Source organism: Streptomyces gardneri (assembly GCF_006539185.1).
Classification (GTDB): domain Bacteria; phylum Actinomycetota; class Actinomycetes; order Streptomycetales; family Streptomycetaceae; genus Streptomyces; species Streptomyces gardneri.
Genome location: NZ_BJMN01000044.1, coordinates 1 through 12,880, shown reverse-complemented (window position 1 = coordinate 12,880; position 12,880 = coordinate 1). Strand labels below are relative to the sequence as shown.

The following is a 12,880-nucleotide window of genomic DNA, read 5'->3' as shown; positions in this document are numbered from 1 at the left end:
ACGGTTAGGGTCGCAGCGAACGTACGCGAGGGAGGACAAAAGGGATGCTGCGCTTGGGACGGCGTGAATTCGGGCCGCACGAGCCGGTGATCATGGCGATCGTGAACCGGACCCCGGATTCTTTCTACGACCAGGGCGCCACCTTCCGGGACGAGCCCGCACTCGCCCGCGTCGAGCAGGCCGTGGCCGAGGGCGCGGCGATCATCGACATCGGCGGGGTGAAGGCGGGCCCCGGCGAGGAGGTCACGGCCGAGGAGGAGGCCCGGCGGACGGTCGGTTTCGTCGCCGAGGTCCGCAGGCGCCACCCCGACGTGGTGATCAGCGTGGACACCTGGCGGGCGGATGTCGGCGCGGCGGTCTGCGAGGCCGGGGCGGACGTCCTGAACGACGCGTGGGGCGGGGTCGACCCCGGGCTCGCGGAGGTGGCCGCGAAGTACGGCGCGGGGCTCGTCTGTACGCACGCCGGCGGGGCGGAGCCGCGGACGCGGCCGCACCGGGTGGAGTACGAGGACGTGATGGCCGACATCCTGCGCGTCACGGTCGGGCTCGCGGAGCGTGCGGTGGCGCTGGGGGTCCGGCGCGACGCGATCATGATCGACCCGGGGCACGACTTCGGGAAGAACACCCGGCACAGCCTGGAGGCGACGCGGCGGCTCGGCGAGATGGCGGAGACGGGGTGGCCGGTGCTGGTGTCCCTGTCGAACAAGGACTTCGTCGGGGAGACGCTGGACCGGCCGGTGAAGGAGCGGGTCCTCGGGACGCTGGCGACGACCGCCGTCTCCGCCTGGCTCGGTGCGCAGGTGTACCGGGTGCACGAGGTCGCGGAGACCCGGCAGGTCCTGGACATGGTGGCGTCCATTGCCGGGCACCGGCCTCCCGCCGTGGCCCGGCGCGGGCTCGCGTAGTCGGGCCGGGTGCGGGAGGGGGTGGGGGCGCCTGCGGCGGGCTCTCCCCCACCCCGCCCCTTCCCGAAACCGGGGCTCGGCCCCGGACCCCGGTCCTCAAACTCCCCCTACGCCCTGGGGGGCGTGGGGGGACCCCCAGACGGGCTGGTTTCTCCTACTTGCCCGTCTCCTTCGTGACGAGCGCCACCGCCTCTTCCACGTCGTCCGTGACGTGGAAGAGGAGCAGATCCCGCTCCGAGGCCTTGCCGCCCGCGACGACCGAGTCGCGGAGCCAGTCGACGAGCCCCTTCCAGTACTCCGTGCCGAAGAGGACGATCGGGAAGCGGGTGACCTTGCGGGTCTGGACCAGGGTCAGCGCCTCGAAGAGCTCGTCGAGGGTGCCGAGGCCGCCGGGCAGGACGACGAAGCCCTGCGCGTACTTCACGAACATCGTCTTGCGGACGAAGAAGTAGCGGAAGTTCACGCCGATGTCGACGTGCTGGTTGAGCCCCTGCTCGAAGGGGAGCTCGATCCCGAGGCCCACGGAGACGCCCTTGGCCTCCCTGGCCCCCTTGTTGGCCGCTTCCATGGCGCCCGGGCCGCCGCCCGTGATGACCGCGAAGCCGGCCTCGACGAGCGCCCGGCCGATCCGGACGCCGGCCTCGTACTCGGGCGAGTCCGGCTGCGTGCGGGCCGAGCCGAAGACGCTGATCGCGCTCGGCAGTTCGGCGAGGGCTCCGAAGCCCTCGACGAACTCGGACTGGATGCGCATGACCCTCCAGGGGTCCGTGTGCACCCACTCCGAGTCGCCCTCGGTGTCGAGCAGCCGCTGGTCCGTGGTGCCCGACTGGACCTGGTCCCTGCGCCTCAGCACCGGCCCCAGACGCTGCTCCTCGGGCTTCGCCATTCCCTCGGGAATGCCCATGGCCTGCTCCCTCCGCCGATCCACTGATCTTCTGGTCCGGTCAGCGTAGGACGACAGAGGTGACGAAACGCGAAATTACGGAAGTCAGGCAGTCAGCCAGTCGCGGAGGCGTGCCTCGCAGTGGTGGATCCTGTCGACGGGGACGTGCTCGTCGCGCTTGTGCGCGTAGATGGGGTCGCCGGGCCCGTAGTTGACGGCGGGCACGCCGAGCGCGCTGAAGCGGGAGACGTCGGTCCAGCCGAACTTGGGCTGGGCGCTGCCGCCGACGGCCTTCATGAAGGCCTCGGCCGCCGGGTGGGAGAGGCCGGGCAGGGCGCCGGGGCTCTCGTCGTCGACGACGAACTCGGCGATGTCGCAGCCGTCGAAGAACTCGCGGACGTAGGCGAGGGCCTCGGCCGGGGAGCGGTCGGGGGCGTACCGGTAGTTGACCGTGACCGTGCAGGCGTCGGGGATGACGTTGGTGGCGACGCCGCCCTGGATCGCCACGGCGTTGAGGCCCTCGTGGTACTCCAGGCCGTCGATGACCGGCTTGCGGGGCTCGTAGGCGGCGAGGCGGGCGAGGATCGGGGAGGCGGTGTGGATGGCGTTGGAGCCCATCCAGGAGCGCGCGGAGTGGGCCCGCTCGCCGGCGGTGTGCAGGATGACCCGGAGGGTGCCCTGGCAGCCGCCCTCGACCTGGGAGTCGGAGGGTTCGAGGAGGACCGCGAAGTCGCCCTCCAGCCAGTCGGGGTGCGCGGCGGCGATCTTCCCGAGGCCGTTGAGGTCGGCGGCGACCTCCTCGTTGTCGTAGAAGACGAAGGTGAGGTCGCGGTTGGGCTCGGGCACGGTGGCGGCGATCCGGAGCTGGACGGCGACGCCGGACTTCATGTCGGAGGTCCCGCAGCCCCACAGGATGCCGTCCTCGTCGAGCCGCGAGGGGACGTTGTCGGCGATCGGCACGGTGTCGATGTGGCCGGCGAGGACGACCCGCTCGCCGCGGCCGAGGTTCGTACGGGCGACGACGTTGTTGCCGTAGCGGTCGACGGTGAGGTGCGGCAGGGCGCGCAGGGCCTGCTCGATGGCGTCCGCGAGCGGCTGCTCCGTCCCACTGACGGACGGGAAGTCGACGAGCGCGGCGGTGAGCGCGGCCCCGTCCTGGGAGAGGTCCAGCCGGGTCTCGTACGGAGTGATGTCAGCCATGTGCCGACCCTAACCCGGCCTCCAGTACGGTGGGCCCCGTGTCCGAGCCCACCCGCCCCGTCCGTCGCGGCCGCCCCGCCCGCCGCGGCCGTCTCGCCCGCTCCGCGGCCGCCTTCGCCGCGCTCCTCGGCCTGGCCTCGTACGTGGCCTTCCACCAGGTGACGGGGAGCAGGGGCACGCCGCGGTGCAGTGTCGGCAGTGGCGAGAACCGGTACGAGTTCACGCCGGACCAGGCGTCGAACGCGGCGACGATCTCGGCGGTCGGCACCACCCGGGGGCTCCCGGAGCGCGCGGTGACGATCGCGCTCGCGACGGCCCTCCAGGAGTCGGCGCTGCGGAACATCGAGCACGGCGACCGGGACTCGCTCGGCCTGTTCCAGCAGCGGCCCTCGATGGGCTGGGGGACGCCGGCGCAGATCATGGACCCGGTGTACTCGGCGGGGAAGTTCTACGAGGGCCTGGAGAAGGTCCCGGGGTACTCGCGGCTGCCGCTGACGGTGGCGGCGCAGAAGGTGCAGAAGAGCGGTTTCCCGCAGGCGTACGCGAAGCACGAGCCGGACGCGACCCTGCTCTCGGCGGCGCTGACCGGCCGGGCGCCGGCCGCGCTGACCTGTACGGCGAGCGATGTGAAGGGCCGCCCGCCGGGCGATCCGGAGAAGGTGCGCAAGGAGTTGGTGCGGGCCTTCGGCGAGACGGCGGCGCCCAAGGCGGTCACGGGCGGGTCGAGCGCGGGCCGGTCGGCCTCGGAGCCGCCGGTGCTCTTGGTGCCTGTCCGGGCGGCGGCGGAGTCGGGCGCTGCGCCCGGGGCCGGTGCGGACGAGCGGCGGGGCTGGGAGCTGGCGCAGTGGGCGGTGGCGCGGGCGGACGAGCTGCGCGTCACGGAGGTCGCTTACGGGGGCCGGGTCTGGCGCGCGAGCGAACCGTCCGGCGGCTGGGAGAAGTCCTCCACGGCCTCGGCCGGCGCGGCTTCCGGCGCCGGCTCCGGCAAGGCCCCGGGGGCGGAACCGGTCCGCATCCGGCTCGCTCGGTAGCGATCACCCGTACGGTCGTTCACCCGCCCGTGGCATGCGCCCGGACGGAATCCCAGGAAATTCGCGCACCCTTCGAGCGGTTATTTCCCGACCCTTCGACGACACCCCAACTCCCTTGCAGGGCAAGGGAAGTGACGGTTCGGCAGACGCTCTCGCAATGACGCGTTCGTCCGTTTTCCTCCCCACCCGACAATACGACGCATTACCAATCCTTTACCTTCGACCGCCGCAACCTCTCCCACCCCGGGGCCGGTTGTCACTGCGTCCGAACACCACTCGTCGCACCTCGTCGAAGGAGCACCATGTCCCTCCCCCTGACCCGTCGGATCGCCCGCGCCGCCCTCCTCATCGCGGCCGGAGCAGCCCCCGTGGTCGGTGCGGCCGGTTCCGCGAGCGCCCTGGACCACAGCATCGCGCCGACCGGCGCCCTCGGCGGCGTCACCGCCCTGGACGCCGCCGGTGCGGGCACCGCTGTCGACAGCGGGGCGCAGGCCGCCACCGGCGTCGTCGGCGCGACCGGCAGCGAGGCCGTCGGCACGGCCGTCCCGGCCGCCGGCAAGTCCGTCGGCGCGGCGGGCAAGACCGCCACCCCGGCCGCGCAGAAGGTGGCCGGCGAGGCCGCCGGCAGCACCGGCGAGGTCGTCGGCAAGACCGCCGGCGCCGCCGGCGAGAGCGCGCAGGGCCCGGCCGCCGGAGCCCTGGGCGGCGGCCTCCCGGCCGCCCCGTCCCTGGGCGGCCTGCCGCTCGGCGGCTGACCTCCGCACCGAGACACGTGAGGGCCCGGGGAGCATCGCCTGCTCCCCGGGCCCTCCCGCGTGCACGTCCTAGCCGAGGCGCTTCACGGCCGCCTCGACGCGCTCGTCCGTCGCCGTGAACGCCACCCGCACGAACCGCTCCCCGGCCTCGCCGTAGAAGTCCCCGGGCGCCACCAGGATGCCCTTGTCCGCCAGGTACGCCACGGTCTCCCAGCACGGCTCGTCCCGGGTCACCCACAGGTACAGGCTCGCCTCGCTGTGCTCGACCCGGAAGCCGTGCGCCTCCAGGGCCGCCCGCAGCGCCGCCCGGCGGGCCGCGTACCGCTCCCGCTGCTCGGCCACGTGCGCGTCGTCGCCGAGCGCCGCGACCGTCGCCGCCTGCACCGGGGCCGCGGTCATCATGCCGCCGTGCTTGCGGATCAGGAGCAGCTCGCCGAGGACGGCCGCGTCGCCCGCGATGAACGCGGCGCGGTAGCCGGCCAGGTTGGAGCGCTTGGAGAGCGAGTGGACGGCGACGATGCCCTCGTACGAACCGCCGCAGACGTCCGGGTGCAGGACGGAGACCGGGTCGGCCTCCCAGCCCAGCTCCAGGTAGCACTCGTCGGAGAAGACGAGGACGCCGTGCTCGCGCGCCCAGGCCACGATCCGGGTCAGCTCGTCCTTGCCGAGGACCTTGCCGGTCGGGTTGGACGGGGAGTTCAGCCAGAGCAGCTTCAGACCCGCCGGGTCGAGCTCCGTCGGGTCGTCGTAGACGACCGGCTCGGCGCCGCAGAGCCGCGCGCCGACCTCGTACGTCGGGTAGGCCAGGCGGGGGTACGCCACCTTGTCCCCGGCGCCGAGGCCCAGCTGCGTCGGCAGCCAGGCGACGAGCTCCTTGGAGCCGACCACCGGCAGCACGTTCTCGTGGGCGAAGCCCACCGCGCCGAGACGCCGTTCGCACCAGCCGGTGAGCGCGTCCCGCAGCTCTTTCGTCCCCCACACCGTGGGATAGCCCGGCGAGTCCGCCGCCGCGACCAGGGCGTCCTGGATCAGCGCGGGGACCGGGTCGACGGGCGTGCCGACCGAGAGGTCCACGATTCCGTCCGGGTGCGCCAGGGCCGTCTTCTTGTACGGCTCCAGCTTGTCCCAGGGGAAGACGGGCAGGCGCGAAGAGACTGCGCTCACGGGTTGGCTCTCACTTCCTGTACGTACGGGAAAACGCCTCGGTCCCGTACAGCGACCGACGCCGTACGGGACCGGAAGCGGTCGATCAGCCGTTCTGCGGCGGCAGGGCGGCGATGAAGGGGTGGTCACGCTCGATCTCGCCGAGCTTGGAGGCACCACCGGGCGAACCGAGCTCGTCGAAGAACTCGACGTTCGCCTTGTAGTAGTCCTTCCACTCCTCCGGAGTGTCGTCCTCGTAGAAGATCGCCTCAACCGGGCAGACCGGCTCACAGGCCCCGCAGTCGACGCATTCGTCCGGGTGGATGTACAAGGACCGCTTGCCCTCGTAGATGCAGTCGACGGGGCACTCCTCGATGCACGCCTTGTCCTTCACGTCGACACAAGGCTGCGCGATGACGTAGGTCACGCTGTCGTTCCTCCTCGATAGGGCTGGTCTGCGCGGGAGCGCGGCGTCGTCGATGCCCGCACCTAGTATCTCCGTTCTTGGGGGCGATCCGAACAGGAGGGGCGGAGAAGCTGTGGAATTGACCGGCGGAGGACTTCTCGAGGTCCGAATCACCAGCGCTGACGTGGGAAAACGTGTCTCCGTTCGGTACGTGACAGACTCCGCCGCGCCGGGCGGGAGGTTCACCGACGCGGTCGGAGTGCTCACATCATGGAACTCCGGTGTGGTGGTGATCACACGAAAGAGCGGGGAAACCGTCCGGATCGCGGAAACCTCCCTCGTCGCGGGGAAGGTCGTACCCCCCGCTCCGGCCCGCCGAAGGGGCCCCTCGGCGACCTTCCCGGAGCTGGCCCGGGCCACCGCGCGCGCCTGGCAGCCGGTCGAGAGCGAGCCGCTCGGCGAATGGACCCTGCGGGCCGCCGCCGGATTCACCCGCCGTGCCAACTCCGCACTGCCGCTCGGCGATCCCGGACTCCCCGTGCCGGACGCCCTCACCCGCGTACGCGAGTGGTACGCGGCCCGGAAGCTCCCCGCGTACATCCAGACGGCGACCGGCGCCGAGGGCACCCAGGAGCTGCTGGGCGCGGCGCTCGACCGGCACGGCTGGCGGCGCGAGGTCTCCGCCGAGGTCCGGATCGCGGCGCTCGCCCCGATCGGCGACCTGGACTCCGACATCTCCGGCGTACGCCTCTCGCGCACGCTCGACGACGCGTGGCTGCGCCGCTACCAGCGCTTCGGAGAACCGAACCCGGCGGTACGGCCCGTCCTCGGCTCCGGTCCGAGTGTGTGGTTCGCGTCCGTGGCGGGCACGGGAGAGGTACCGGCGGCGATCGGGCGCTGTGTGGTCGACGGCCGCTGGGCGGGCTTCATGGCCGTCGAGGTCGACCCCGCCCTCCGACGGCAGGGCCTGGCGACGACCGTCATGACGGCACTCGCCCGGCAGGCGCTCGACGAGGGCGCGTCGGCGGCCTGGCTCCAGGTGGAGGCGGACAACGACGGCGCCCGGGCGTTGTACGACGGGATGGGCTTCGCGGTCCACCACCACTACCACCACTACCGATGGGCGGAGGCGTGACGGAGGCGTGACCGAGCACGGAGCCGGATCCGACGGACCGGACGCACGGGCGGGCGACGGACCGCCGGAGGACGAACCCGACTGGCGTCGGGAATTCGCCGAGGAGGCCCGGGCCGAGCGGCCCGACCTCGCCCGGCTCTGTCTGCTCGTCGGGGCGGTGGCCGACCCGACCGTCACCCGGCACGTCATCGACGAGGCCGAGATCGAGCTCGACCGCCTCGCCGGGCTCATCCCGTACGCCACCCGCGCCACCGGCGCCTGGGCCGCCGAGCTCGCCGCGCTCCTCGGCCACCGCGAGGGCTTCGAGGGCGTGCCCGCCGACTACCAGCGCCTGGAGTCCTCGCTCCTGCACGAGGTGCTGCGCCGCCGCCGGGGCCTGCCGATCCTGCTCTCCGTCGTCTGGATGGAGGTCGCCCGCCGGGCCGGTGCCCCCGTGTACGGGCTCGGCCTGCCGGGTCACTTCGTCGTCGGGTTCGGCGACCCCGCCGACCTGAACCTCGCCGACCCCTTCTCCGGCGGCCGGCCCCTGACGGGCCCGGACGCGGAGCTGCTCGTGGCGAGCGCGACGGGCGAGGCCCTCGACCGCTCCATGCTCCGGCCGGCCGAGCCCGGCGCGATCGTGCTGCGCGTCCTCAACAACATCCGCGCCTGGGCGGCCCCCCGCCCCGAGCGCTCCGACGTGGGCCTGTGGGCCGTGGAGCTCGCCCTGCTGCTGCCCTCCCACCCGGCGCGGCTGCGCTACGAGCGTGCGGAACTGCTCGTCCAGCGGGGCGAGTTCCTCTCCGGCGCGGCGGAGATGGAGGCGTACGCGCGGGTGATGGACGCGGTGGACCCGGAGTCGGCGACGACGATCCGTCGCCGGGCACTGGCGGCGAGGGCCCGCCTGAACTGAACACGATCACACGGTGCCGAACTCGCCCCGCCCGTGGGTGTCTTGCGGATCACGCCGGGATTCCGGAGTGATCCGCCGCCACCGCGACTAGGATCCCTTCCCGTTCACGGGGGAGGTGATCACATGCGTCCATGGACGCCGAACGACCCGACACAGGTGGGGCCGTTCCGTACGGTCGCGGTGCTCGGGCAGGGCGGCATGGGCCGGGTCCTGCTCGGTGTCGCGCCGAACGGCAGCCTGGTCGCCGTCAAGCAGGTGCACGCCGAGCTGGCCGACGACGAGGGCTTCCGGTCCCGGTTCCGACGCGAGGTCGACGCCTCGCGCCGGGTGTCCGGCGCCTACACGGCGCCCGTGGTCGACGCCGACCCGGACGCCCCGACACCCTGGCTCGCCTCGCTCTTCCTCCCCGGGCTCCCGCTGAGCGACGTCCTCGCGGACGGCTTCCTGCCCGAGGAGGCGGTACGGCAGCTGGCCGCCGGCCTCGCCCAGGCGCTCGCCGACATCCACCGCATGGGCCTCGTCCACCGGGACCTGAAGCCGTCGAACGTGATGCTCACCGACGACGGCGTCAGGGTGATCGACTTCGGCATCGCCCGGGCGGGCGACCACCTGACGAAGCTCACGCACACGGGCGCGCTCATCGGCTCCCCCGCGTTCATGGCGCCCGAGCAGATCACCGGCGGGGCTTCGACGCCCGCCGCCGACATCTTCGCGCTCGGCGCCACCCTGGTCGTGGCCTGTACGGGGAAGACACCGTTCAACGGCACCTCGGCCCCCGCCCTGATGTACAGCATCGCCCACGAGGAACCCGACCTCGGCGCCGTACCGCCGGGGCTGCGCGACCTCCTCGGGGCGTGCCTCGCCAAGGACCCCGCCGCCCGCCCCTCCCCGCAGGACCTCCCGGCCCTGATCGGGCCGGTGGCGCCGTCGACACGGCCCTGGCCGGAGGCCGTGCACCGGCGGATCGCGGTTCAGTCGGCGGAGGTCGCCCGGCTGGTGAGCCAGGCCCCGCCGGCCGCCCCCGCGCCCGCTCCCCTCCCCCGGGTACGGAGCCGGGGCCGCCGGCGCTGGACGGTCGCCGCCGTCACCGCCGGGGTCCTCGCGGTCACCGGGGCGCTGTTCGCGGTGAACGGCTGGGCGGACGACGTGTACTACGCGTTCGTCGACGAGCCCGTGCCGACGCCGGGGAACGTCCCGCTGAGCCAGGTGGCCGACACGTACGTGGGGCCCATCCCCTCCTGCACGCAGCTGCGCCCGAAGATGGAGGTGCCGGCCGGGTTCACCCAGCAGCGGGTCCAGGACGGCGGGCCCCCGCACACCCAGTACGACGGCGCCACGTCGAACCAGTGCACCTGGAACACCCGCTCCGGCGACCAGATCGTCGTGGTCTGGGACCTCTACCGCAGCAAGCCGGGCGGCCCCGCCGGCGCCGAAGGCGCGAAGGCGCGCTACGAGGGCATGTACATGCGCGGCAGCACCCAGCGGGTCTCCCACCTCGACTTCGTCGAGGAGGCGCTCTGGTACAAGCCCGACGGCCACTGCGTGCTGTACGCCCGGGACGTCAACCTGGAGCTCTTCGTCCAGGTGAAGGGCCCCAACTACCCCCTGGGCACCTGTGAGGCCCTCACCGAGAAGAGTGCGAAGCAGGCCGTCGCGCTCGTAGGGAAGAAGGCGGCGGCGCAGTGACCCGTCCTCTGGGCCCCACCGACCCCCGCGAGGCCGGCCCCTACCGGCTCCTCGCCGAGCTCGGCCGCGGCGGCATGGGCCGCGTCTACCTCGGCGCCTCGCCCGACGGGCGGCTCGCCGCCGTGAAGCAGGTGCACGCCCGGTTCGCCCACGACGAGGACTTCCGCGCCCGGTTCCACCGCGAGGTCGACACCTCGCGCAAGGTGTCCGGCGCCTGTACGGCCGCCGTGATGGCCGCCGACGCGGACGCGCCCGTCCCCTGGCTCGCCTCCGTGTTCGTCACCGGACCCTCGCTCGGGGCGGCCGTGGAACGGACCGGCACCCTGCCCGTCGAGACCGTACGGCGCCTCGCCGTGCAGCTCGCGACGGCCCTGGACGAGATCCACCGGGCCGGGATCGTCCACCGCGACCTGAAGCCGGAGAACGTCCTGCTCTCGGGGGACGGCGCCCGGGTCATCGACTTCGGCATCGCGCGGATCGCCGAGGCCGGGAACGTCACCGAGCTCACCGGAACAGGGCTGGTCGTCGGCTCCCCCGCCTTCATGTCGCCCGAGCAGGCCGAGGGCAAGGAGCTCACCCCGGCGAGCGACGTGTTCTCGCTCGGCTCGGTCCTGGCGCTCGCGGCGACGGGCACGAGCCCGTTCGCGGGCCCCTCGACCCTCCAGTCCCTCTACAACGTCGTCCACACGGAACCCGACCTCGCCGCCGTACCGCCGGAACTGGCCGGCCTCCTGGCCTCGTGCCTGGCCAAGGACCCGACGGCCCGGCCCACCCCCACGCAGCTCCTCGCCGCACTGGGCCCGGCGGCCCCGACGACCCGGCCGTGGCCGCCCGCCGTCCACGCGATGATCGACGACCAGCAGCGCTCCGTCGACCACCTGCTCACCCGCCACGACGACGACCCCGAACGCACGGTGGTCGTCCCTCCCGGCAGAGGCAGGGCCGCGACCCCGACGGCGGTCGTCACCCGGGTCACCCCCACGAGCCCCGGGCGGCGCCGCCGGGGCCCGGTCGCCGTCGCCGCCGTCGTCGCCCTGTGCGTCCTCGGCGCCGGCGCGTGGTGGTCCCTGAAGGACAGCGAGCTGTTGGCCGGCCCGCCGGACGCGTACCTGGCGATGCCGGTCTGCGCGGAGGTCGCCCCGAAGCTCCCGCTCACGGGACGCAACCCCACCCGGGACACGTACACCGAGTACTCGGACTCGGCGACGACCAGCTGCTCCTGGAACGACAAGGACGAGACGCAGAAGGACGGCTGGAGCTTCTACTCGCACGCCATGGTCCGCTGGGAACTGCGCCGCAGCGCGGGCACGGACGAGAACGCGACGGAGCGCCAGGAGGACGAGTTCGCGGACGACGCGGAGGGCGAACGCGAGACGAGCCTCCCCTTCGCCGACGAGGCCTTCTGGAGCGCCCCGAGCGACGGCCAGACGACCTGCACGCTCTACGCCCGCAAGGGGAACCTGATCGTGGACGTGTCCCTGGGCGGCGAGAGACACCCGGCCGAGACGTGCGAGCAGGAGGCCAGGACGATCTCGCAGGCGGCCTTCGCGGCGATGCCGAGCACCTGAGGGAGCGGCGCCCCGGGAGACGTCAGCCCGGAGCCGTGGCCGCCGCCACGAACATCGGCAGTGCCAGGAAGAGGCGGTCGGCCTCGGCCCGCGCACGCTGCTCGGCGACCCAGCGGTCCGTCCGCGCACGGGTGACGGCACCGGTGGAGCAGGCTCCTTCGGCCAGCCCGGTGAGCAGCGGGAGCATCACCGGTCCGGTGAACACGCCGGTGCGGACCTCGACCGTCACCTCGCCGAAGCGGGCGTCCAGCAGGAGGTTGCGGTAGCGGCGGGCGGCCCGCGGGCCGACGATCAGGTCGGCCCGGGCGTGCACGATCGTGCGGGTGAGCGCCGGATCGTCGGAGTCGACGACGAAGGTGTCCCAGTCCTGGCCGGTCAGCACGATCCGCCCGCCGGGCACGAGCACCCTGCGGGCCTCCGCCAGCGCCCGCTCCGGCTCGGCCAGCACGTGGAACACCTTGTCCGCCCGGTAGCCGTCCACCGAGGCGTCCGGCAGCGGCAGTTCGTACGCCCCCGCGATCCGGAAGTCCGCCCGTGGCCACCGGCCGCGGGCGACGGCGATCATCCGCTCGCTCGGGTCCACTCCGACGGCCCGCACACCCCGTTCGGCCAGTTCCGCCACGGCCCGTCCGGCGCCGCACCCCACGTCCACCACGGACGTTCCGGGTGCGGCGCCGAGCAGGCCGTAGGACAGGGCCCTCAGTTCCTCGGCGCCCGGCAGTCGATCGGCCGCGTCGAGCAGTGCGACGAGGTCCGGCGGCGGTCCTGTCCGATCCGTGTCTCTGGTCATGAGCCCAAGGCTGGGACTTAATGTCGGCATGAAGTCAAGCGAGCCCAGGACGCCGGACGACGGCGAGCGTGCGCCGATCGGCATCGGCGCCCTCGCCGAACGCTTCGGTCTGGCCACCCATGTGCTGCGGCACTGGGAGGCGATGGGGCTGCTCGCTCCGGCACGTGACGCCGTCGGCCACCGCCGCTACGGCGCCGCCGACGTCACCCGCGTCGCCGTCATCCTGCGCGCCAAGGAGGTGGGGCTCTCCCTGGAGACCATCCGCACCCTGGTCGCCACCTCCGACACCGCGAAGCGACGGGACACCCTCCGCGAGGAGGCCGAGGCGCTTCGCGCCCGCATCGCGGCCGCGCAGGCCTCCCTCGCACTCGTCGAATGCGCCCTCGGCTGCGACCACGAGGACATCACCGGGTGCGCCCACTTCGAGCGGGTGACCGCGGCTCGCGGGGCGGGTGGCCCACCCCCCGCGTCGCGCGCCGGCTCCCG

At 73.3% G+C, this 12,880-nt stretch carries 13 protein-coding genes; 8 read left to right on the top strand and 5 right to left on the bottom strand.

Annotated features, from left to right (window positions below):
* Positions 1-44: 44 nt before the first annotated feature.
* A complete protein-coding gene (folP, locus tag SGA01_RS30220; RefSeq protein WP_055641482.1) occupies positions 45-905 on the top strand; it encodes a dihydropteroate synthase in 861 nt (286 codons plus the stop codon).
* 154 nt (positions 906-1,059) lie between these two features.
* On the opposite strand, the gene SGA01_RS30215 is transcribed toward folP, so the two are convergent.
* Together SGA01_RS30215 and dapE are read right to left on the bottom strand one after the other, a co-directional pair.
* Entirely contained in the window at positions 1,060-1,809 is a 750-nt protein-coding gene (locus SGA01_RS30215; protein WP_141300383.1) for an LOG family protein, read from the bottom strand.
* Between the two features lie 84 nt (positions 1,810-1,893).
* Positions 1,894-2,988 carry a succinyl-diaminopimelate desuccinylase gene (gene dapE / locus SGA01_RS30210; RefSeq protein WP_141300381.1) on the bottom strand — a complete coding sequence of 365 codons (1,095 nt, stop codon included), beginning with the start codon at positions 2,986-2,988 and terminating at the stop codon, positions 1,894-1,896.
* A 29-nt stretch (positions 2,989-3,017) separates the two neighbouring features.
* Between dapE and SGA01_RS30205 the strand changes: the two genes are divergently transcribed.
* Together SGA01_RS30205 and SGA01_RS30200 are read left to right on the top strand one after the other, a co-directional pair.
* Complete coding sequence (locus SGA01_RS30205) at positions 3,018-4,019, top strand: VldE C-terminal domain-containing protein (protein ID WP_141300379.1); 1,002 nt, start codon at positions 3,018-3,020, stop codon at positions 4,017-4,019.
* A 302-nt stretch (positions 4,020-4,321) separates the two neighbouring features.
* Positions 4,322-4,774, top strand: a complete 453-nt coding sequence (locus SGA01_RS30200) for an ATP-binding protein (protein WP_141300377.1) — start codon at positions 4,322-4,324, stop codon at positions 4,772-4,774.
* Between the two features lie 69 nt (positions 4,775-4,843).
* Here the strand turns inward: SGA01_RS30200 and SGA01_RS30195 are convergent, their stop codons facing one another.
* Together SGA01_RS30195 and fdxA are read right to left on the bottom strand one after the other, a co-directional pair.
* Positions 4,844-5,938, bottom strand: a complete 1,095-nt coding sequence (locus tag SGA01_RS30195) for a bifunctional succinyldiaminopimelate transaminase/glutamate-prephenate aminotransferase (protein WP_141300375.1) — start codon at positions 5,936-5,938, stop codon at positions 4,844-4,846.
* Between the two features lie 85 nt (positions 5,939-6,023).
* Positions 6,024-6,344: a ferredoxin gene (fdxA, locus tag SGA01_RS30190; RefSeq protein WP_015035968.1), complete on the bottom strand. Its 321-nt coding sequence runs from the start codon at positions 6,342-6,344 to the stop codon at positions 6,024-6,026.
* 112 nt (positions 6,345-6,456) lie between these two features.
* Here fdxA and SGA01_RS30185 point away from each other — a divergent pair, with 112 nt between their 5' ends.
* The 4 genes from SGA01_RS30185 to SGA01_RS30170 all read left to right on the top strand — a co-directional run bounded on the left by SGA01_RS30185 (position 6,457) and on the right by SGA01_RS30170 (position 11,604).
* Positions 6,457-7,458, top strand: a complete 1,002-nt coding sequence (locus SGA01_RS30185; RefSeq protein ID WP_141300373.1) for a GNAT family N-acetyltransferase — start codon at positions 6,457-6,459, stop codon at positions 7,456-7,458.
* A gap of 7 nt (positions 7,459-7,465) precedes the next feature.
* Positions 7,466-8,350, top strand: a complete 885-nt coding sequence (locus tag SGA01_RS30180; RefSeq protein WP_141300371.1) for a transglutaminase family protein — start codon at positions 7,466-7,468, stop codon at positions 8,348-8,350.
* A gap of 123 nt (positions 8,351-8,473) precedes the next feature.
* Complete coding sequence (locus tag SGA01_RS30175; protein WP_141300369.1) at positions 8,474-10,036, top strand: serine/threonine-protein kinase; 1,563 nt, start codon at positions 8,474-8,476, stop codon at positions 10,034-10,036.
* Positions 10,033-11,604 (top strand): serine/threonine-protein kinase, encoded by a 1,572-nt coding sequence (locus SGA01_RS30170; protein ID WP_229917621.1) that lies wholly within the window; start codon positions 10,033-10,035, stop codon positions 11,602-11,604. Before SGA01_RS30175 ends, SGA01_RS30170 begins: the two co-directional genes overlap by 4 nt.
* A gap of 22 nt (positions 11,605-11,626) precedes the next feature.
* Here SGA01_RS30170 and SGA01_RS30165 read toward each other — a convergent pair whose 3' ends face one another.
* Complete coding sequence (locus tag SGA01_RS30165; protein WP_141300366.1) at positions 11,627-12,394, bottom strand: methyltransferase domain-containing protein; 768 nt, start codon at positions 12,392-12,394, stop codon at positions 11,627-11,629.
* A gap of 28 nt (positions 12,395-12,422) precedes the next feature.
* Between SGA01_RS30165 and SGA01_RS30160 the strand changes: the two genes are divergently transcribed.
* The coding region (locus SGA01_RS30160) for a MerR family transcriptional regulator (RefSeq protein ID WP_141300364.1) at positions 12,423-12,880 on the top strand (458 nt) is incomplete at its 3' end.